22 protein-coding genes are annotated in these 22,468 nt (G+C 31.8%); 17 read left to right on the forward strand and 5 right to left on the reverse strand.

The window, feature by feature from the left end:
• The first annotated feature begins 57 nt into the window (after nt 1-57).
• The 8 genes from FHK87_RS04800 (at nt 58) to FHK87_RS04835 (ending at nt 6,737) form a co-directional block, all read left to right on the forward strand.
• Nucleotides 58-1,188: an FAD-dependent monooxygenase gene (locus FHK87_RS04800; protein WP_140590657.1), complete on the forward strand. Its 1,131-nt coding sequence runs from the start codon at nt 58-60 to the stop codon at nt 1,186-1,188.
• Nucleotides 1,189-1,194: 6 nt separating this feature from the next.
• Entirely contained in the window at nt 1,195-1,686 is a 492-nt protein-coding gene (locus tag FHK87_RS04805) for a DUF2867 domain-containing protein (RefSeq protein ID WP_140590661.1), read from the forward strand.
• A 109-nt stretch (nt 1,687-1,795) separates the two neighbouring features.
• Entirely contained in the window at nt 1,796-2,617 is an 822-nt protein-coding gene (locus FHK87_RS04810; protein ID WP_140590665.1) for a CPBP family intramembrane glutamic endopeptidase, read from the forward strand.
• Between the two features lie 57 nt (nt 2,618-2,674).
• Complete coding sequence (locus FHK87_RS04815) at nt 2,675-3,127, forward strand: nuclear transport factor 2 family protein (RefSeq protein ID WP_140590668.1); 453 nt, start codon at nt 2,675-2,677, stop codon at nt 3,125-3,127.
• A gap of 166 nt (nt 3,128-3,293) precedes the next feature.
• On the forward strand, nt 3,294-3,926 hold the full coding sequence (locus tag FHK87_RS04820) for a Crp/Fnr family transcriptional regulator (protein ID WP_140590672.1): 633 nt from the start codon (nt 3,294-3,296) through the stop codon (nt 3,924-3,926).
• Nucleotides 3,927-4,087: 161 nt separating this feature from the next.
• A complete protein-coding gene (locus tag FHK87_RS04825; RefSeq protein ID WP_140590676.1) occupies nt 4,088-4,294 on the forward strand; it encodes a YgaP family membrane protein in 207 nt (68 codons plus the stop codon).
• 225 nt (nt 4,295-4,519) lie between these two features.
• The gene (locus FHK87_RS04830; protein WP_140590679.1) at nt 4,520-5,452 is read left to right on the forward strand and encodes a hypothetical protein; all 933 of its coding nucleotides are present in this window, start codon (nt 4,520-4,522) and stop codon (nt 5,450-5,452) included.
• Between the two features lie 328 nt (nt 5,453-5,780).
• Nucleotides 5,781-6,737 carry an NAD-dependent epimerase/dehydratase family protein gene (locus FHK87_RS04835; protein WP_140590682.1) on the forward strand — a complete coding sequence of 319 codons (957 nt, stop codon included), beginning with the start codon at nt 5,781-5,783 and terminating at the stop codon, nt 6,735-6,737.
• 139 nt (nt 6,738-6,876) lie between these two features.
• Here FHK87_RS04835 and FHK87_RS04840 read toward each other — a convergent pair whose 3' ends face one another.
• Nucleotides 6,877-7,095, reverse strand: a complete 219-nt coding sequence (locus tag FHK87_RS04840; protein ID WP_140590685.1) for a hypothetical protein — start codon at nt 7,093-7,095, stop codon at nt 6,877-6,879.
• A 601-nt stretch (nt 7,096-7,696) separates the two neighbouring features.
• Here FHK87_RS04840 and FHK87_RS04845 point away from each other — a divergent pair.
• The 9 genes from FHK87_RS04845 (at nt 7,697) to nhaB (ending at nt 19,979) form a co-directional block, all read left to right on the forward strand.
• Nucleotides 7,697-8,266: a Crp/Fnr family transcriptional regulator gene (locus FHK87_RS04845; RefSeq protein WP_140590689.1), complete on the forward strand. Its 570-nt coding sequence runs from the start codon at nt 7,697-7,699 to the stop codon at nt 8,264-8,266.
• Nucleotides 8,267-8,424: 158 nt separating this feature from the next.
• A complete protein-coding gene (locus FHK87_RS04850) occupies nt 8,425-8,997 on the forward strand; it encodes a Crp/Fnr family transcriptional regulator (protein ID WP_140590691.1) in 573 nt (190 codons plus the stop codon).
• A gap of 221 nt (nt 8,998-9,218) precedes the next feature.
• Nucleotides 9,219-9,677 carry a hypothetical protein gene (locus FHK87_RS04855; RefSeq protein ID WP_140590696.1) on the forward strand — a complete coding sequence of 153 codons (459 nt, stop codon included), beginning with the start codon at nt 9,219-9,221 and terminating at the stop codon, nt 9,675-9,677.
• Nucleotides 9,674-12,019, forward strand: a complete 2,346-nt coding sequence (locus tag FHK87_RS04860) for a TolC family protein (RefSeq protein WP_140590699.1) — start codon at nt 9,674-9,676, stop codon at nt 12,017-12,019. Before FHK87_RS04855 ends, FHK87_RS04860 begins: the two co-directional genes overlap by 4 nt.
• 24 nt (nt 12,020-12,043) lie before the next feature.
• Entirely contained in the window at nt 12,044-13,129 is a 1,086-nt protein-coding gene (locus FHK87_RS04865; RefSeq protein ID WP_226294090.1) for an efflux RND transporter periplasmic adaptor subunit, read from the forward strand.
• A gap of 19 nt (nt 13,130-13,148) precedes the next feature.
• Nucleotides 13,149-16,268, forward strand: a complete 3,120-nt coding sequence (locus tag FHK87_RS04870) for an efflux RND transporter permease subunit (protein WP_140590702.1) — start codon at nt 13,149-13,151, stop codon at nt 16,266-16,268.
• Nucleotides 16,269-16,368: 100 nt separating this feature from the next.
• Nucleotides 16,369-17,196, forward strand: a complete 828-nt coding sequence (locus FHK87_RS04875) for an SDR family NAD(P)-dependent oxidoreductase (protein ID WP_140590706.1) — start codon at nt 16,369-16,371, stop codon at nt 17,194-17,196.
• A gap of 61 nt (nt 17,197-17,257) precedes the next feature.
• Nucleotides 17,258-18,409, forward strand: coding sequence for an adenylate/guanylate cyclase domain-containing protein (locus tag FHK87_RS04880; RefSeq protein WP_140590709.1), 1,152 nt, complete (start codon nt 17,258-17,260; stop codon nt 18,407-18,409).
• Nucleotides 18,410-18,509: 100 nt separating this feature from the next.
• Complete coding sequence (gene nhaB / locus FHK87_RS04885) at nt 18,510-19,979, forward strand: sodium/proton antiporter NhaB (protein WP_140590712.1); 1,470 nt, start codon at nt 18,510-18,512, stop codon at nt 19,977-19,979.
• Between the two features lie 142 nt (nt 19,980-20,121).
• Here the strand turns inward: nhaB and FHK87_RS04890 are convergent, their stop codons facing one another.
• From FHK87_RS04890 to prfH, 4 genes are read right to left on the reverse strand one after another with little or no spacing between them, the layout of a single operon-like run.
• Nucleotides 20,122-20,679 (reverse strand): 3'-5' exonuclease, encoded by a 558-nt coding sequence (locus FHK87_RS04890; protein ID WP_140590715.1) that lies wholly within the window; start codon nt 20,677-20,679, stop codon nt 20,122-20,124.
• Nucleotides 20,676-21,236, reverse strand: a complete 561-nt coding sequence (locus FHK87_RS04895; RefSeq protein ID WP_140590719.1) for a hypothetical protein — start codon at nt 21,234-21,236, stop codon at nt 20,676-20,678. Before FHK87_RS04895 ends, FHK87_RS04890 begins: the two co-directional genes overlap by 4 nt.
• A gap of 4 nt (nt 21,237-21,240) precedes the next feature.
• A complete protein-coding gene (locus tag FHK87_RS04900) occupies nt 21,241-21,762 on the reverse strand; it encodes a tetratricopeptide repeat protein (protein WP_140590723.1) in 522 nt (173 codons plus the stop codon).
• Between the two features lie 2 nt (nt 21,763-21,764).
• Nucleotides 21,765-22,460, reverse strand: a complete 696-nt coding sequence (prfH, locus tag FHK87_RS04905; RefSeq protein WP_140590727.1) for a peptide chain release factor H — start codon at nt 22,458-22,460, stop codon at nt 21,765-21,767.
• Between the last annotated feature and the right edge of the window lie 8 nt (nt 22,461-22,468).

Here is a 22,468-nt window from a genome sequence, read left to right on the forward strand (position 1 = left end):
GTACATTTGTCCTAATTCAATTTATTTAGTACATTTGTACTAATCAATTCGTTTGATATGAAAATAGATATCATTGGAGCAGGAATTTGTGGATTAACTACTGCGCTCGCATTAGAAAAAAGAGGATTCAAACCTAATATTTATGAACAAGCAAAGCTTTTGAAACCTGTTGGAGCAGGAATCATTCTAGCAAGTAATGCTATGCAAGTCTATAAACATTTGGGTATATACGATCAATTAAAAGCATCAGCAACTCCTTTAGATTCTCTAAACATAACAAAACCAGATTTAAAAGTAATTTCTAGAATTAACTTCAATTATTTTAAAGAAAAGTATAACTTACAAAGTGTTGCTATTCATAGAGGTAAGCTACAGCAAATTTTATTAGAAAATTTACACCACACAAAAATTTATCTAGACTATGAATTACAAAGTATTATAAAGCAAAATGAAGGGTATCGCCTCTCTTTCAAAAATGAAAAATCAATAACATCTAATATAATATTAGGTGCAGACGGGATCAACTCTAGATTAAGAAAATCTTTATTTCCTAATAGTATAATAAGAAGCACTGATCAAATGTGTTGGCGAGGCGTAACAAATTTTGAATTGCCAATTCAATATAAAAATAACCTATACGAAGCATGGGGAAAAGAAAGTCGTTTTGCCTTTGTTCAATTGAATACAAATCAAATATATTGGTATGCTGTCAAAACATTCAAAAATGATAAAAATGAGTTGTCTAAAGATAAGTTGAGTCATTATTTTAGAGATTATGCTGCAATAATTCAAAAAATCATCCATGCAACTCCCCTAGATACATTACACACAACTGTAATTGAAGACCTAAAACCTATCTATCAATGGCATGACAATCATATCTGCCTTATAGGTGATGCTGCTCATGCTACTACTCCAAACATGGGTCAAGGTGCTTGCCAGTCTATAGAAGATGCGTATGCGATAGCAGAATATTTGAAGACTAATAACGTTACTACTGCTTTTGAAAAATATCAAAATGCAAGAATATCAAATGCGCATCGTGTGGTATACCAAAGTTGGCAGATTGGAAAAGTATCTCATTGGAAAAATCCTATTGGTACATTTTTTCGTAATACCCTTTTACGATTAACCCCAGAAAGAGTAAATCAACTACAGTTAGAAAAATTGTTTGAGTTACAAAAGTAAAATAGTATGAAAAAAGTAAAAGAAGAAGCTACTCCTTTGATATATACTCAGACTGATTTGCTTGAACAGATAGACTTTTCAGATACTTTTGCGACCACAAATCAAAAAAATAGTCTTGAAGAAATTACAACCCTAATATTTAATAATCAACCCAACTGGATCAAAAAACTATTCTTAATTAGAAACAAAATAGTAAAACATATAGGTTTAAAAACAGAAATTACAAAAGACTATAATAAAGGTTTTCGTGTTGGGGGATTTCTATCGTTTTTCAAAATATTCTCTATTTCTGACAATAAAATCGTTTTAGGTGCAGATGATTCTCATCTAAACTTTAGAGCTATCATTGCAAATACTAATGCAGAAATTTATAATATTAAAGTCATAACATTGGTACAATATAACAATACAAAAGGAAAAATATATATGAGTATTGTAAAACCTTTTCATAAAATAATCGTAAAGCGAATGGTAAAAAATGCGTTTGTAAAAAGTTAGGCTGTAAAAAGATACAATACCTTTCTAGTCATGTTTAAACTTCAAAAAGTGTAACTAAAATCAAAAAACAATTACTAATCAAGTATTTGTAACACATAACAAAGCATAAATGGATCAAGATATTACCTCTGCTGACTTTTATCGTTACTTTTTGCTAACATTTGTTATCTCTTGGGCTTTATGGAGTCCATTCTATTTTTCTTCGAATGTAAATGAATTTTGGGTGCTTCTCGGTGCATGGGGACCTACTATAGCTGCATTAATTTTAACCTATAGAAAAAAAGGAAAAAAGGGAATTCGTAAACTTTTAAAAAAAATACTGATTTGGAAAGTAAAATTCAAATATTATTTATTTGCCATTTTTGGGATTCTATCTATCGGAATAATCACCGTTTTTGTTCATAAGGCTTTTAGTGGTAATTATCCCAATTGGAATGTTATTTTAGAGGGAATGGGATTAGGAAAAGGACAAGTAGTATTAGCCATTGCATTATCGCCTTTATTCTTTTTAATCAATACTATTTTTGGAGGTCCTATTGCAGAAGAATTAGGATGGAGAGGTTATGCGCAAAGGATTTTACAACAAAAGTATAATCCCAACACTACAGGAATAATAATTGGTTTCTTGTGGGGTGTATGGCACCTCCCATTAATTATATTTTTACCTAAAGCTACGGGTAATATGCCGGTTTTTGCATACATACTTTTGATGATTGCGATGGGGATACTTTTTTCATGGTTGTATAATAAAACCAAAGGCAGTGTACTATTAGCCATACTACTACATGGAGGCATGAATTTTACTCATGGTTTTCTTGGAGCTGATATATTAAGTGACAAAACTCTACTTTTTATTCAGGTGGTATTAATAGTCGTAACAGCAATTCTATTATCTATACAAAATAAAAAGCCTATAGCTTATAACACTTGATTTATTAATGTTATCTTTCCTATTATTTAGTTAGAAAGAATCTTAAAATTAGTATAAATGAAACAAGTGATTTTCTTTTTTGTATGTCTCTTTTTGAACTTTACATTTGATGCCAGTGCACAAACAAAACAAGACTCATTAGATATTAAACAAGTAGCCTTAGACTATATTGAATCACAACATAATGTCAAACCCGAACAATTTGCACGTGCAGCGCATCCAAGAATGGTAAAAAGAACTTTTTGGACTGACAAAGCAGCAAAAAAAGAATATCTCAGAGAAACATTTGCTGATGCTATGATCCTATTAGCAGAAACATATAATAAAAATGGAGATAAATTTCCTAGCAACCCTAAAAAAGAAGTAGTGATACTTGATATTTTTGATAAAACAGCTTCTGTAAAACTTATTGCAGATGAATGGATCGATTATATGCATATCATAAAACTTAATGGAAAATGGCAAATCGTAAACGTACTTTGGCAATTTAATGATTCTAAAGACCATTGAAACTAAATTTATTTAACGGGTTAAAATATCTATTTTATCTCATGGTATCGTTGATATAAATCTCTCTTTATAGTCTTAACTCCTATTTTACATGATGTCATCAGTTTCTGATTCTTCTTATCTGTTATAACCTAATATAAATTACATATATGATCTCTTTATAGCAATGACCACAAAGACTAAAATATCAAAAGCACTTTCTCACCTCAGTCATGATTTGGCCTCAGAAATCATCAAAAACTCCATAATCAAAGAAATTCCACAAGACACCGAAATATTAAGAGAAGGACAATATGTAAAAGTCATTCCAATCGTAATAGAAGGGTTAATTAAGGTTTTCACACGTTATGAAGGTAAAGAATTATTACTGTACTACATCAAACCTAGTGAAGGCTGTATTATGTCGTTTACAACAAGTCTGAAAAATGAACCTAGTAATGTTTTTGCGTTGACCGAAGAGAATACCACTGCTTTACTTCTACCTGTGGATAGAGTTCCTAAATGGATAAAACAATTTCCGGATATCAACACCTTATTTTTTCAACAATATAACTTGAGGTATAACGAATTACTTGATACCATACATCATGTTTTGTTTAATAAGATGGATAAAAGACTGTATGATTATTTAAAAGAAAAAGTGAGACTGACAAAGAAAAATCCACTAAAAATATCACATCGCCAAATCGCTAATGAACTTGGGACTGCACGAGAAGTAATTAGTAGGGTAATGAAAAAACTTGAAAATGAAAATAAAGTAAAACAATATAATAATACTATAGAAATACTGAAGCGGTGACTGTAGTCACTGCACAGAAACATTGTAGTGAGTATTTTTGGCAAAAAAGAATGAAAAACAACAAAGCAGTAATGTTACTACTCGTTTGTTTAACCTGTATAGGAATGGTTACTGGAGTAGTTGTATTACTTCAATATTTGTCAAATTAAAAAAACAGTACAATGAAAAAAAACATGGGAAATACCGACCGGATCTTTAGATTAATAATCGCCGTAGTGATTACAATTCTCTATTTTACGGATATTATAACAGGACTTTTAGGAATCGTACTCTTGGTACTGTCTGCAATATTTGTCTTAACAAGTTTAATCCGTTTTTGTCCTCTTTACCTTCCATTTGGATTAAAAACATGTGCTCCCAAAAAATAAAATAAGAAGACAGGTAGCAAAAAATTGATTTCAAAGAACATATCATGAGCGTAAAACTTTACTGTTTTACGCTTTTTTAATGAAATATTTTTGACCTCTTAAAAAATTTGAAACAATAGACTGAAAAACAATATGTTCATTCTATCATTTCTACCAAAAGTAGTGCACTAATATCCTAAACCAACCTCTATTTTTGTACCCCTGTAGAATTAAAAAAAACAAAAAATGAGAAGATTTATAATGATCATAGCTATTTTTCTATCATTTATCTCTTGCCAAAAAAATAATGACAGAAAAAAACCTGAAGAGACAAAAAAAGATAGCACTATTGTCGTTGTTCCTACAAAAGGTACGCCTTCTGTTAAGACTGAAAATTATAAAACAAAAGACTTACTAACTAACTTAGAAGTTCTGAGAAACGAACACCAAGAAACTAACCTAATTATTATTGGCGGCGGAAAAAATAAAAAGGAGGCAGAAGAAATTAAGAACAAATACTTAGCCAAAGTCTCAATGCATTCTCAAATACGAGGTATCCCTACTATAGCATTATCTGATACTATACAAGGTTTGAATCCAGGGTTTTATATCACAACCATTGGGTGTGTTAATAATAATTTTAAGACTCAAATGATTCTCAGATATATCAATCAATATCTGAAAGGAGCATACTCCAGAAAAATAAAATTGAATAAAAATCAATTCAATTCAATAGGTTCAAAAATAGATTTCAAACCTAATAAAAGAGACGATTTAGACATGAAAGACCTTATAGGCAGTCACGAAGAATCAGGAGATTGTAGCTTTGAAAATTATCAAACTTTTTGTTTAAGGGTAGAATCAGGGTACCAAAGTGGTATCAGCGAAATAGAAGAACAATATTATGAAGGAAATTCAAAAGAAATAAAGTATCCACTAGAGCATTATAGTTTTCATGAAGTTTTAGATTATATAGTATCTCATCAAGAAGCGTTTGCAGTACTATTAGAATATGACAATCTAGAAGATTTAGAAGAAAAAAAATACTCAGAAAATCATGACTATGATCAAATCAGAATATTTGATGACCTGGAAATAGAAATCGAAGGAAGTCATTATTCTGAACATCTGTATATTGAAGATAAGTATATTATTTATAGTTACGCCAGTGGTGTATAATAAGATATTAGAGAAAATTCAATTAATGATGTATATATTTTATTTAATCTATTTATAATTTTTTATCCTACACATGTAAAAACAAATTATGCTTAACCATATGTGTCAAATTGGTATTTTACTTGATAATACAATTTTTATATAACTATCGCTATTCTTCTTACAAGTTTTATCTTTGAAATGGCTTATATGAGTATGCATAAGAAATAAAATGATATTGATAATTAATACATTAAACAAATAGAATTGTTAAAATTTAGCCTCAAAACCTTTTATTTCTCATCAAAACAATTTTTATTTGTGTTAACTTTATGGAAAACCGTAAATTATGAAGGTCTTAATTACTGGTATAGCAGGTTTTATCGGGTCGCATGTTGCAGAAAAACTAAACAGTTTAGGTCATAATGTTATAGGTATCGATAACTTTTCAGATTATTATAGCGTTTCTCTTAAAAAGAAAAATGCTGAGACATTATCAAATCAAGGAATTAAGGTAATATCACTCGATTTATGTATCGATAATATCGCACAGGCACTACCGTCTGATATTGATTATATATTTCATTTTGCAGCACAACCCGGAATTTCTAAACACTCAACTTTTGAAGATTATTTGACTAATAACATATATGCTACAAAAAATTTATTAAACTATATCCTTAGATATACTATCCCAAAAATGTTTGTCAATATTGGTACATCTTCTATTTATGGCTTGCATGCCACCTGCGCTGAGCATGAAGATCCCAAACCAATTTCTAATTATGGAGTCACCAAACTGGCTGCAGAACAATTAGTACTTTCAAAAGCTAGATTAGGAGAGTTGAAAGCCTGTTCCTTACGCTTGTATTCTGTATATGGTTCTAGAGAACGCCCGGATAAACTTTTTACAAAGCTTATAGATGCAGGAATGCATAATAGAAAATTTCCGCTATATGAAGGTAGTCTAAATCATTTAAGGAGTTTTACGCATATCACAGATATTGTAAATGGTATTATAAGTGTTATGGGTAAAGAAAAAGTTTGTAACAAAGAAGTGTTCAACATTGGTACAGAGGCAGAATATTCAACAAAAGAAGGTATTGAAACTGTAGAGAAGTTATTAAATACCCATATAGATTTCGACATTTTACCTCCAAGATTAGGTGATCAAAAAAGAACTAATGCCAATATCAATAAAGCTAGAAAACTTTTGGGTTACGATCCAAAAATATCTTTGGAAGAAGGGCTAAAAGAGCAAATAGCATGGTACAAAAAATCCATTCTTCTATTTAAAAATAGCTAAGAATATTTCTCAGTTGTATCTGTATCGTTTTTAGGGCCAAAAAAACATCATTACATTAATAAAAAATAATCAAAGGTTCTCTAAGAAATATGTTTCAAAAAGAACCTTTTGAATTGTTCATCTAAGCTTTGAGATTATACTAGGCCCAAATATCTATACCGTCACCATCTCCTCCGCATCGAGGTGAATTTCTAATAACTGCTGCGCAGTTTTCATAATTACCATTACTTAATGTTGCGGTAGTTCCAGAACAGGTATATAAGCAAATTGGTAATAAATCTCTTCCTCCTTGTACAGATTTTTGTTGCTTCTTATCTAGTTTTTGCACCCCATTGACATTCAAAATGTTTTTTAACATGACTTATTTATTTTAAAAAATTAGTATTCCCTCAGTAGTTTTATGACACCTAAGGTTTGTGTCAATTTTACAATGCTTCAATTGATATCAGAAAGAAGTAATAATTGTGTTACTAAGATATATAGAGTAACTATACCTTGATGAAAGTTTTTTTAGTTAGCAATCTGTTTTCCCGAAAACGGGTTTTCAAAACACTAAAAATCAAAACATTAAATACTTCACTAATTCGTTTAACCAATAGTGAAACGGCTTCTCCTGTAAGTAACAAAACCTCATGAAGTTATTATTGTAAATGAATATATGCTTTAGAAAATTCTTTTTCCAGAACAAAGCTATGTAGCAACTCTAATTTTCTATAGTTTACTAATGCTCACCAAAAATAAAATTGAATTAACCTCTAATATTCAGAAAAAATATGAAAATTTTAACTTTTAAAAAATATAAAAGTAATTGTATCTTATGTTATTGTAATGCATTTAAAATAAATCATTTAAATGTTTATGACTAATAGAATTAACTGTACTCAAGTAAAAATATTTTATGAGCGATTTAGTATATTAGTCTTAATCAAATCAAAAAACAAATCATATTCGTCAAGTTAATGGAAGACATTGTAGCTGAAAAATTAGAATTACTTAAACAGAAAAATGAAGAGGCTTATGATGAATTCACTTCGGCTTTTGAAACCGGAGCAAGTAAAAAAGGAGAAGTATTAATCCCTATGAATCAAGTATGTAAAAGGCTTTACATATTAGAATCTGGTTGCGCAAAACAATTTAGATACAAAGAAGATGGTACAGAGCATATCACATGGTTTAATTTTGAAGGTGATGTAATGACTGCTTATGCCAGTTTTGTTACTGCAGAACCTAGTTATGAGGGGGTTCAAATTCTTGAAGATTGTGAATATATACACATATCTAGAGACACATGTTATGCATTAGCAGAAAAATATCATGCTGTAGATACTTTTTTCAGAGAATTGTTAGAATTATATTACATAGCAGCAGATGAACGCCTATTTTTTTTACAGGCATATTCTGCAAAACAAAAATATGAGTACATGCTTAAAAATATGCCGCACTTTTTACAAAGAATACCACAAAAAGAACTCTCTTCTTTTTTGGGTATTACAAGAGAAACACTAAGTAGAATAAGACGTTACTCTTGATTGGAGAATTATTTTTTGATCGTTTATACTTGTTTCTTAAAAATTTTGAGAGCATCTTTAAATAGATGTAAACAATTTTCTTGATAACAAAAATATTTTATTTCTTTATGCCGTCTTTATAATAACAGTTCTCTTAAAGACCAAAGCACATAAAATTAATGGAAGATAATATTCTACAACAAAAACTAGAATTGCTTAAAAAGAAAAACGAAAAAGCTTATTTAGAATTTACGTCATCTTTTGAGGTTGGATCAAGTAAAAAAGGAGAATTATTAATTCCTATAGATAAAATTTGCACAAAACTTTATATACTAAAGTCTGGAGTTGCCAAACAATTTAGGTATAAAGAAGATGGATCAGAATATATCAGTTGGTTTAATTTTGAAGGTGATATGATGACTTCTCATATCAGCTTTGTCTCACAAAAACCTAGTATTGAAGGAATAAAAATCATCGAAGATTCTGAATACACCTTTGTACCTCGTGATGTCTGCTATGAATTATCAGAAAAATACCATGCCGTAGAAACATTTTTCAGAGAGATTTTAGAAATGTATTCACAAGCCGCAGAAGAAAGACTATATTTTTTACAGGCATTAAGTGCTAAACAAAAATATGATTATATATTAAAAAACATGCCTCACCTTCTTCAAAGAGTACCACAAAAAGAATTATCTTCTTTTTTAGGCATCACTCGTGAGACATTAAGCAGAATTCGAAAACATTCTTAGTCGATTTCTAAAATAGTAATCATTTTTCAATTCTTATCTTAATCACCTAGCAAGATTAACCTCTGCCTTTATTGACGTTGGTTTTCTTTTTGTCTAATACTTTTTAGATTAAAAAACCGAAAATAAAACAAAGTACTAAAAATCAAACACTTGCATTAATTGACATTTGTCACACGTATTCCATTTTGATCCCTATAGATTTGTATCAAAAATAAATCAAAATGGAAAACCAGTCATATATTCACTTATTTCCACTTCTTATACGAAGAGAATTTTACCCTCCTGCCATGGGTAAAATATTAAAAGCTTTTTACTCTTCGAACAAAAAATACTTGTCTCTTGAAGAATTAAAAAGTAAAACTCAGTTAAATCAAAATGAAATTGAAGAAGTACTAAATAAACTAAAAGTTGTTGGAGAAGTAAAACATGATGCAACAACAATGGCAGAACAAGACTTGTTTTATTTGGATACTGAAGGTTGTATAGAAAGCCTACATACTATCATAGAAGAAAATCGAATCCTCATTGAGTTTTTAGAAGAAATTATAGAAACCCGAGACTCATCTAATAAAGCTTTAAATCAATTTATAAAAAGCTCTATCGCTTTTAATAGTGAAGTCCTGGACGTTATCGAACGAACATTTAAAGAATATTTTACAAAAAAAGATCCTAACTCATGAAAAAGTTATTTTTATTTTTTGCGCTTTTAAGTCTTTCTCTTACCATATCAGCTCAGAAAAAATCTTATCAAATAGGAGTGTTATTAGAAACTCGAAATGAAATGATTAACACTCAATTAAAAAAACTTCAAAATGAAATCAAAACAGTAGTTGGAGAAGATGCAATTATCATTTTTAATGAAAAAGATATATTGATTAATGATTATAAAATTGATATCGCTCAAAAACAATATGATCAGCTGATCAATAATGACGTTGATATCATTCTGGCATTTGGAGTCACGTATACAAAAATAATAGCTCAACAAAAAGAACATAAAAAACCGACAATCTTGTTTGGAGCGATTAATAAAGATTTTAATACTGTAGACCTGCCAAAAGAAAAATCAAATATCGATAATTTCACATATCTGGTAGAACCAGAATCTTATAGAAAAGATCTTGAAAGATTAAAATCATTGACGAACTTCAAAAGAGTTGGGATCATTATAGAAAAACAGTTTATAGACTTTTTATCAGTCAATAATACCTTTGATACGATTTTAAAGTCTTTGGATGCAGAATATACGCTGATTCCTTTTGAATCAATCTCGGATATCGAATCAAATCTGGATGATGTTGATGCTGTTTATCTTGCAGGTGGTTTTTTTATGAGCGACACAGATGTAAAAAAACTTTCAGACATATTTATTGAAAAAAAACTCCCTTCTTTTACCATAAATACGACTAAACAAGTAGAAAAAGGGATCATGGCTACCAATAATCCTAATCGTATTTTTGATCAATTTATACGTAGAGTATCACTAACAATTGAGAGATATATCAACGGTACTCCTCTATCTGAAATACCTGTTGCTATTGATTACAAACCACAATTAACACTCAATTATAATACTGCAGAGGCGATAGGAATTCCTATAAAATATAGTTTGATTAATGACACAAACTTTATTGGTGAATTTGATAATGTGTTATCAGAAGAAAAGTATAGCCTTGTAGAAGCTGTAAATAAAGCTTTAAACAAAAATCTAAATTTACAGGCTTCCAAAAAAAATGTTGAACTTAGTAATCAGGATGTCAAGACAGCCAAAAGTAATTATTTACCCAATCTTACTGCTAGTGCTACTACTAATCATGTAGATCCGGATGTAGCAGCCTTAGGATTTGGGCAAACTCCAGAATTTCAAACCTCGGGAAATCTTACACTACAACAAACTATTTTTTCTGAATCTGCAAATGCCAATATAACTATTCAGAAAAATTTATTGAAAGCCCAACAAGAAACACTTAATGCAGAATCACTTAATACTATTTTCAATGTTTCAAATGCATACTTCAACACTTTGGCATTAAAAGCGAGTGCACAGATTCAAAAAAGTAATCTTGATCTGACCAAAAAAAACTATCAAATCGCAGAACAAAATTTTGAAGCCGGGCAATCAAGCAAATCAGATATGCTACGCTTTAGAAGCCAAATGGCACAGAATACACAAACAATGATAGAAGCTGTAAATCAGCTTGAGCAAGGGTTTATCACATTAAATCAATTATTAAACAATCCTGTAGAAACCAAAATCGATATCAATGATGTAACATTAGATGATGGGATCTTTAGTGAGTATCAATATGAACAACTTGTAGGATTATTAGATGATCCAACTACAAGAGAACCGTTTATCGAATTCTTAATTCAAGAAGCCAAAAACAACTCTCCCGAATTGAAAGCAATAGGTTACAACCTAGATGCTACAGAACGTTCTATCAAACTAAATGGTTCTGGGCGGTTCTTACCAACAGTACAATTACAGGGACAGTATAACACCATTTTTGACCGAAGCGGAGAAGGTAGTGATCCTCAACCCGGATTTACCCTACCAAATAACAACTATAATATTGGGGTAACAATGTCTATCCCTATATTTAATAGAACACAAACAAATATCAATCGTCAAACTTCGATCATACAAAAAGAACAGTTAAGTATTAATAGAGAAAACACCGAACTAACAATCAATACTAATATAAGAAACGGTATTCTCAACGTTATTAATCAAATAACCAATATCAGGTTATCCAAAGTTTCTGAAGAGACCGCAAAAGAAGCATTAGAATTAACTCAGGTATCTTATTCAAAAGGTGCTGTAAATGTAGTGCAACTCATAGATGCTCAAAATAATTATCTAAATGCACAATTAGCGAGTATGACTGCAGTATACACATATCTAACTAGTGCATTACAAATAGAACGATTTATAGCCCACTACTTTTTGCTTAGTAGTAAAGAAGAAAATAACGCACTTACGCAACGATTTCTTCAGTACCTAAATACAAAAACCAAATAAATCACGATTTTAAAATAATTAACAATGAAACATATAGCCAAAATCATAAAAATATCTTTTATCATCATCCTACTGGTATCCTGTACCGAAGAGAAGAAAAAAGAAGAAGTATTTCTAAGACCTGTAAAATCTCAAGAAGTTGGATACTTAGGAAATAACAAAATAAGAACCTTCAGTGGTTTTGCAGAAACAGACAAGGTTATAGATTTAAGTTTTAGAAACACTGGAATTATCTCTCAATTTGACATCAAATTAGGTCAAAAAGTAAGCAAAGGTCAACTGCTTGCAAAACTAGATAATGTTCAGGCAAGGTTATCCTATGAGCAATCTGTTGCACAATTAAATACTGCCGAATCTCAATTAAACACTGCCAAATTAAGCTTAGACAGAGTACGTTCATTATATGAAAAAGAAAGTGCTTCTCTTAGTAATTTTGAATCTGCAAAAAATGCTTTCAAGACTGCACAACAAAATTATGAATCTGCAAAAAGAGGTGTGGCCATACAACAAGATCAGATCAGCTTCGGCCATTTGTACGCCCCAGAAGATGGCATCATCTCTGCAGTTTCTTCAGAGATCAACGAGAACGTATCTCCCGGACAGCCTATAGCAACATTAGATGCAGGAAGAGATATGGAAATTAGCTTAGGAATACCAGAAAGCACTATTAATGAAGTAAAACAAGGTGATACAGCAGATGTAAGTTTTACAGCATTACCTGGTAAACTTTTTAAAGCAACAATAACAGAAGTAGCTCCATCAATTTCTGCACAAACAGCTACGTATCCAATAAGAATTACTTTACTAGACTCCACCAAAGACGTCAAAAGTGGTATGGCTGCCAATGTTACTTTCAATTTTGGGAATACTATTTCTAGTGAAAAAGTAGTCATTGTACCCACAAGTGCTGTAGGCGAAGATCATAACGGAAGATTCGTATTGCTCATTGTAGAAGAAGGAGACAACGCAGTGATAAAAAAACAAACTGTAACTACAGGAAATTTGACTACAGAAGGGTTTGAAATCACTTCTGGAGTCAGTGCAGGGCAACGTATCGCAACTGCAGGATTACAAACATTACTCGACGGACAAAGAGTAAAAATTCAATAAACTATACAAATATTGTATTATGAATTTAGCAAAGTTTTCAATCGAAAAAAATAGAATTACCCTAATGGTATTAGGAACTATAATTCTAATGGGAATCATTATATATTCTAGTTTATCAAGAGATAGTATGCCTCCTTATACCGTAAGGGTTGCCAATATTATTTCAGAGTTTCCGGGAGCAAGCCCAGAACGAATAGAATTATTAGTTACAGATAAAGTTGAAAAAATCGCTCAGGAATTGCCTGAACTTAAAGAGGTAAGCAGTACTTCTAGATCAGGACTTTCTGTAGTGACAGTAACACTCAAAGAAGATGTAAAACCTCAAAAGATGCAATCGGTTTGGGATCGATTACGACGTAAATTAAAAACAATCGAAGGGTTACCGGAAGGAGTCGCACCTTTTTTGGATGATGATGGTGTTGGAGAAGTATATGGTATCGTAGTAGGTGTTACTTCTGATGGGTATTCTTATGCAGAAATGAAAGACTATGTCGATGATATCAAAGATGATTTGATCAAAATCCCGGATGCCGCCAAAGTAATATTGGGTGGTGTACAACAAGAACGTGTATTTATAGAGTTTGATAATGCTCGTTTAAAAGAATATGATATTTCATCATCAAAATTGCAACAAATGATATCTGCGACCAATATCTTAAGTTCGGGAGGAGAAATTAATGTTGGTGATGAACGCATCATTCTAGAGCCAACCGGAAATTTTAACTCTATAGAAGATATCAATAACATGTTGGTTCCTATAGGAGAAAATAATTCTCAACTCGTTAAACTTGGTGATATCACTTCTATAAGAAAAGGATATATCGATCCATCAATACAAAAAGTACGTATTAATGGTAAAAATGCAATCTCGTTACACGTTAATCTCAAAAAGAATTCTAATATTATAAAGCTTGGAGAAGATGTAGATGAGACGCTTTTAAAATGGAAAAAGAAACTCCCTGTAGGACTAGAATTAACAAGAGTTTCATCTCTAGATACTTATATTGATAACAAAGTAAGCAACTTTATCAATAACCTATTACAATCTATAGGAATTGTTCTTGCTGTTATGCTTATCTTCTTAGGTTTTAGAACAGGTATGATTATCGCGAGCTTAATCCCAATTGTTACAATCATGACGCTTATGATTATGGGATTACTAGATGTAGGGTTAAATCAGGTTACCCTTGCCGCTTTGATCATGGCATTAGGTATGCTGGTTGATAATGCTATTGTTGTTGCAGAAACAGTTATGGTCAAAATAGAACAAGGACTACAACCTAAACAGGCGGCGATAGAAGCCTGCTCAGAACTGTTCATGCCTTTATTAATTTCTACACTCACTACATCTGCTGCATTTTTAGCTTTTTATATGTCGCCAACCAATATGGGTGATATTGTAGGGCCTATATTTGTTGTCATCTCAATAGCTTTGCTATCGTCCTGGATCATTGCATTAACTATAATCACAATGTTTTGCTATTTATTTTTAAAGGTAAAACCAGCATCTGAGAAAAAAATCAGTTTAATAGACAAGATCATCAACAAATTAAAGGTTCGCTACAAAAATCTCATTTTAAAAGCCTTACATCATAAGTTAAAAGTTATCATAACTATTCTGGTTGTTTTTATGATATCAATATATGGTTTCTCATATATCCCTTTCTTGTTTTTCCCGGATAGTGACAGAAATATGATTACTGTAGATATCAATTTACCTGAAGGGACAAAAGTCGAAAGAACAACAGAAATTGTAAAACAAATAGAACAGTTTATGACAGATTCTTTACAGACTAATGAGAATAGAACATCTGGTATAGTAGACTGGTCATCATATATAGGCCAAGGTCCCGAATCTTATGACCTTGGATACTCGCAAGACGAAGCAAATTCGAGCTACTCGCATATTCTTGTAAACACTTCTTCTTTTGAAGTAAACAAAACTATGATTGCAAAACTTGACAAATTTGGATTTAACAACTTTCCTAATGCAGATATCAAGGTAAAAGCTCTTGCTGCAGGAGGAGGTACAGTACCTATAGAAATAAAAGTACAGGGAGAAGATCCTGTTGAGTTATCCAAAATTGCAAATGATGTAAAAAGAAAACTTAATGAAATTTCAGGAACCAAAAATGTAAAAGATGATTGGGGACCAAAAAGTAAAAAGTTTTTAATTGAAATTGATCAAAATAGAGCTTTGGCTGCAGGAATCAGTAGTCAGGATATCGCTATATCTTTAAAAACAACTTTAGACGGTTTTCAAACAGGAGAATATAGAGAAGACAATAAGTCAATCCCTATCTTAATGCGAAATGACGAAAGCCAGCAACAAACCCTTGCTTCTTTAGAAACATTAAATATCTATGCGCAATCAACAGGAAAAAGTGTTCCTTTATTACAAGTAGCATCCATAATACCACAGTGGCAATACGGTAAAATCAGGAGATTTAATCTTCGTAGGACCGTTGCTGTTACATCAGAGTTAAGAGAAGGTGGTAATGCCGCAACGATTACAAAAGAAATTACTCCCTGGCTCGAAGAACAAAAAAAGAATTGGCCAGACGAATATACTTACGAGTTTGGTGGAGACGAAAAAGATACCGCAGAAAACATGGGGTCTGTAATCGGATATTTACCACTATCTGCATTTATCATTGTACTGTTGTTAGTCATACAATTTAATTCTTTTAGAAAAATGAGTATGGTTGTTCTTACTATCCCATTGGCTATTATAGGTGTTGTTGTTGGTCTATTGGTTTTTAGAGAACCATTTGGGTTTATGCCTTTTTTAGGTACTATTTCTTTGGCAGGAATTGTAATCAATAATGCAATTGTACTCATTGATAGAATGGAGATTGAACAAAGAGAATTGAATCGAAAAATCGAAGATGCCATTATCACAGCTTGTTTACAACGTTTTAGACCAATTCTACTTGCAACTTTTACAACCATATTAGGACTTATTCCTTTGTACTTAAGTGGAGGAGAAATGTGGGAAGGTATGGCTGTAAGCATTATGATAGGATTACTTTTTGGAACTGTAATCACATTGATTTTTATCCCTTCATTATATAGCGTACTCTTTAAAGTTAATTACAAAGGTTACACGTTTAACGAAGAACTCCTGAAAGACTCTTAGTCGATAAAAACATAGCTCTATTAGTCTGATCATTTGATTAGATCAGAATTGAACACCCTAAAAACAAGGGGAATTTCTAATCACAAATAATTAAAATGTCATGAAAGTAATAAAGGTAGAAAGAAAAAATGCGCTAATTACCGGATCTTCTGGAGGTATTGGTTCTGCTGTCGCAAGAAATCTGGCAAAAAAAGGATATCATCTGATTTTGGTAGATATTAATCGAGAAGATAATGAAGTTCTGGCTTCAGAATTACCTAGTGCTAGAGTAATTACACTTGATCTTACTAATAGAATTGCGCTTCAAGAGTTTTGTAGAAAAATCCCTCAATTTAATCTTGATATCGCTTTTATCAATGCAGGTGTCATACATCCGGGAGATGTCACTAATATATCAGAAAAGATAATCGATTTACAACTGGATATTAATCTACGTAGTGCCATATTAATCAATAAAGCCTGCGGAAATTATATGAAAAGTAAAAAGAAAGGTAACATTATAAATACTGTATCTACAGGAGGTGTTTTTGGTTTAAAATCAAGTGCAACTTATAGTGCTACCAAATTTGGACTCCGAGGTTTTTTAATGGCGTATCATTCAGAATTGAAGCCTTATGGAGTACATGTATCCGGTATTTATTCGGGTGCTGTAGATACACCTATGCTTCTTCATGAAACTTTAAATGGCGGTAGCGCAATGAATTTTATAGACAAACCGAGTACCGTTGATGATCTGGTGAAAGCCTTTAATAAAGCATTGAATACCGGTAAATTAGAAATTTATGTTCCTAGTATTAATAGTTTTTTTCCAAAAATTTTAGGAGGACTCCTGCCCGGATTTATTCCCAAATTATATCCTACCCTAGAACGTATTGGTAAAAAAGGGCAAAGAAAATATTTAAATAGTTTAGAAGAACAAATTATTTAAATCTACATCATACCGATCAAATCAAGAGGAAGTCATTTTTTATATATAAGACCTCATAAGAATGGAAATAGTAAGTAGAAACCTAAACGAATATCTAAAACATCTGTACAGATCTATAATCTTTTGGACAGTAGCAATGATCTTATTCTCAATATTTAGATATTATGCGTTAGACGAAGAAATTGGTATTACTATAAAATCTGTATACAATAGTTTTTATAGTAATCATAAAACGATCTTCAGTTACGGTTTTGGTGGATTTCTAGTGGGTATTCTATATGCCACCATAGAATTTTATTTTGATAAGTTTGTTTCAAGAAGAATTATTCCATTAGGAGTTAATATCCTTATTCAAGGTATCCTTATTTTTATTTCGATAATAGTGATTTCATATTTGGTAACTAGGCTCACTATTTCTATAAACAATATTCCTTTTAATTTGAGTCCGTATTGGTGGTATCAAGATCAATCTTTTTGGCCTTTATTACTGTATGTATTATTTTCTTCTTATATCTTTTCCATGTTCATTATCATTTCAGAAAAATTCGGAAAAGGGGTGTTTTTTAAAATGCTTATAGGAAAGTATAAATACCCAAAAGAAGAAGAACGTATATTTTTATTTCTAGATCTAAAAAGCTCCACTACAATAGCCGAAATTCTCGGACATTTTAAATACAGCCAATTGATACAAGATTGTTTTTATGACCTAAATGAAGTTGCTCCAAAGTATCAGGCAGAAATTTACCAATACATAGGTGATGAAGCTGTTATGTGTTGGCCCTATAAACAAGGGATATCTGGTAATAATTGTGTGAATTTATTTTTTGCATTCAAACAGAAAATTCATTCAAAAAAATCCTTTTATATGAAAAAATATGGTATTGTTCCAGAATTTAAAGCAGGGATTCATGGAGGAGTACTCATGGTTGCAGAAGTAGGTGTTATTAAAAAAGAACTTGCCTATCATGGCGATGTAATCAACACCGCTGCGCGTATTCAAGAACAATGTAATGTTCATGATGTATCTATTCTTATTTCAGAAAAATTATTAAGTGATCTCAGTATTGCACAATATTATACCCCAAAATTTATGGGTACAGTACTATTGAAAGGAAAAGAAAAAGAAATTAATATTCACACACTTTATCCGGAAAAAGAAATACTTGAAACCACTAAAACTAATGTATCATCAATAATGTTTTTGTTTATATGAATATCATTACTTAACAAATATCACCCTTAATCAATAAATGTATAACCCTCGAAGTGATGGTAAAAAAAGCCATCACAAAAAATAGTAATTAAATTAAATTATGTTAAAATATTTTCTTGGCAATAGCCCAAAATGGTTTAAAACTATAATCATTGGATTTCTGGTCTTTAATATCTTTTCTTACTTTATTTTAGGCCCTACAATAACGGCTTGGTTATTTATAGGAGAGTTTATTTTTACCCTTGCAATGGCGCTTAAATGTTATCCGCTACAATCCGGTGGATTACTAGCCATAGAAGCATTGGCTTTACATCTTACCACTCCAAAAAATGTATACCACGAGGTAGAGCATAACTTAGAAGTCATCTTACTTCTGGTGTTTATGGTTGCCGGTATTTACTTTATGAAACCCTTATTAATGTATATTTTTAGTAAGGTTTTTACCAAAATCAAATCCAAAGTATTACTATCTCTATTATTTGTTTTTTTAGCAGCTTTATTATCTGCATTTCTAGATGCGTTAACGGTTACAGCTGTATTAATTAGTGTAGCAGTTGGATTTTATGGTGTGTATCATAAAATCCATTCAGGATCTGGAGATTATGACCGAAGCGGAGTATTAGACAAAAAAGAATTGAGCGGAAAAACTTTAGAGCAGTTCAGAAGTTTCTTAAGAAGTCTTGTCATGCATGGAGTGGTTGGTACTGCGCTTGGCGGGGTTTGTACTTTGGTAGGAGAACCTCAAAATCTATTGATTGGAGAACAAATGGGGTGGGATTTTATAGAATTTTTCTTAAAAACTGCACCAATATCGATACCTGTACTTATTGCAGGGTTACTTACAACAGTACTTTTAGAAACTACAGGAATATTTGGTTTTGGAGAGAAACTACCAAAAATTGCAAGAGAAATTATTGAAAACTATACATACGAAGAAGATCGTAATAGATCACATCAGGCAAAAATGGGGCTAATCATACAAGGAGTATCTGCATTACTTCTTATTGCAGGGTTGGCTTTACATATTGCACCGGTAGGATTTATCGGGTTAGCTTTAATCATCGTTCAAACAGCATTTATGGGGATTACAGAAGAACATCAATTAGGCAAAGCTTTTGAAGAAGCACTACCATTTACAGCTCTTATTGTAGTTTTCTTTGTTATTGTAGCTATGATACATGATCAACACCTATTTAAGCCAATTATCGATTGGGCTTTATCATTAGATCCGGGCACACAACCTTCGATGTTTTATGCAGCTAATGGCGTATTATCAATGATCAGCGATAATGTTTTTGTAGCAACTGTATATATTAATGAATTAAAAGAAGCTTTTGATCATAAAGTAATCTCTAGAGAACAATTTGAAAAATTAGCTGTTGCCATTAATACCGGAACAAATTTACCAAGTGTTGCTACTCCTAATGGACAAGCTGCCTTTTTATTTTTATTAACCTCTTCTCTGGCTCCTTTAATTGGACTGTCTTACACCAAAATGGTAAAAATGGCATTTCCATATACAATAGTATTAGGAGGAGTAGGGTTATTAGGCATTATATTCTTCTTATAATCATGAGTAATTAAAGATATTATCTAAGAATATCTTAGATCGATACCCCCATCCCCCCAAAGTTAGAAAGCCTGAGTATTTTGATGTTCGACTCAGGCTTTCTTTTAGTTTTTATAATTAGAGGATATCAAAATGCAACCTTTTACTGTATTGAGTGTTGTTGTAAACACCAATATAAAATTTTGGCTATATTTTTTGCATCATCTACCCCTCTGTGATGAGTCCCTTCTAGAGGAACTCCCAAAATCCCCAAAGCTCCTTTCATACCCACTTTGCGTCTTAGTCCTTTAGTCATATAAAAAAGCTCCTTTACATTAATATGATCTGTTGACAAAGGATATTGAACTCCTCTCTCTTTGCATTGTTTTCGCATCATATTCAGATCATATTGCCCGTAACTTGCCCAAGTATATTCATAACCACTATACTCATTGACTAATATCTGACAAGCTTCTTCAAAAGAAACCCCCTCATTATCCAAAAGTTCTTGTGTAATCGTAGTAAGTTCAGTACAAAAAGGACTTACTTTTGATCGTGTTGGATTGATCAGAATCCCTCTGTTATCTGAGACCGTCCCTGTTTGCGCATCAAGAACACAAATGCCTATCTCTATAATTTCATTCTGTTGCCCTTTGGGTATAGGACCATTCCAACACGTGGCTTCTAGATCTATAATGATTATTTTATCTGTTGTTTTCATTGTAATTGGTTATTTTGTGCCGGAATCTTAACAAGTTCTTCTCTATCCAGCGGATCTATTTGTTTTTTTAAAAGTGTAAGTGCAGCCTGAACTGCCCAACATTTATCACTAGAATGAATGTTGTTATACAGCGTTAATAAAAAAGAAGGTTCGATAATATTCCATCCTTTTACTTTTCGATACGGCACTTCTCTCACAAAAAAATCGATTGTAATTCTAAATGATTTATGGTCTGAGCGTGTTATTATTTTCTCGTATCGCCTAAAGTTTTCTGTACTTGGCAATGTATCGTAGCGTGTCCATACTTTTTTATATCCATTCTGGATCATGATAGACATCACTTCTGCCACATCCCTTGGGTGTACAAACATATCTATATCTTTATGATCGTGGGCATGCTTGTACTCTGTATGCCCTTCTGGTGACAAAAAGTGCCATGCCCACCCTCCTGACAATACCACTATATTTTTAAACAGCTCTAATTCTTTTAACGAATATTCTATTCTGTATTGTGGCCACGTTTCTCCATATCTTTTTATGTTGTGCGGTGCTCCCATAGTTTTATTTTTTGTTTGATTTCTTAGAAGATTTAGCTTTCTTTTTCTTCGGCATTTTGCCTTTGATCCTGTCTTTTTCTTCTTTCAAATTATTGATAAAATGATTGTTGTACGCATATTGTTTGGATAGTTTCAAACACTGTAATGCTTTCTTATATTTCTTTGTATGCTCAAAGAGTATTCCTTTTTTTAAATACAGCACAGCTTTATCTGTACCTTTTACCGTCAATGCAAAGTCAATCAGCTTTTTGGCTTCGTTATAATCTTCATTCCACAATAGAACATTGATATATTTTGGGTACACATCTAATGCATACATATCTTCTGCCAAGGCCTCTTGATAATATTCTTTTGCCGCCTCATAATTTTTTAGACTTTCGGCATATACCTGACCTAATAAACATAAAGCTATAGGTTTTTTTGCATCATACGACAAAGCATAGTGTAGTGATTCTATGGTTTCTTCAAGATTATAAGGATATGCATCTAATGCCTGAAATATATATTTATCTAATAGATTGTTCATTTTTAACTATTTAGTTGATTACGTAAATTTTGTTTTAACTCGTTACGTTGTTTTTTAAAGGTTTTTACCTTTTTTTCTTTTTTAAAATTAGTCCCCCGAAATACTCTTGTCGGATTTCCTCGTTGTACACTCAAGTGATTTTCCCATTGATCAACCAGTGATTTTTTTAATTGCTCAAGTTGTACGTGTTGTACTTTTTCCGTTAATCGCACAATAGCATTTTTTTTATTTTGGTGTTGTGAGCGACTATCCATTACTACTACATTTGTTTTTGTGGGTTGATGAATGGCTCTTACAGCAGAACTCACTTTATTAACATGCTGCCCACCTGGCCCCGAGCTTCTCATGGTCTGAAATACAATGTCTTTTTTTTCTATTGGTTGTATATCGATAGTATCTAAGGCATAGCACCCTACAAACCAATTTTTGCGTTTATGATGTTTACGAAAGGTAGAAGTGCCAATCCATTGAATGGTTCCTATCCATGAGTTTAAAACTTTGTCTATCTCTTTTCCTTTAAGTTGAATAGTCACAGATTGTACGGTACCATTTTCTATCCCGTTTACTTTGTCGATAACGGTATAAGATATGCTTGCTTGTTTCAATTCTTCTAAGAAATATTTGAGTACTTTGGCAGCGACCCAGCAGCATTCTGCTGGGCCTCTACCTGCTGTAATTTGTATAATTTTTTGTTTCATTTTTCTTT

This window comes from Aquimarina algicola, assembly GCF_006443095.1.
Taxonomy (GTDB): Bacteria; Bacteroidota; Bacteroidia; order Flavobacteriales; family Flavobacteriaceae; genus Aquimarina; species Aquimarina algicola.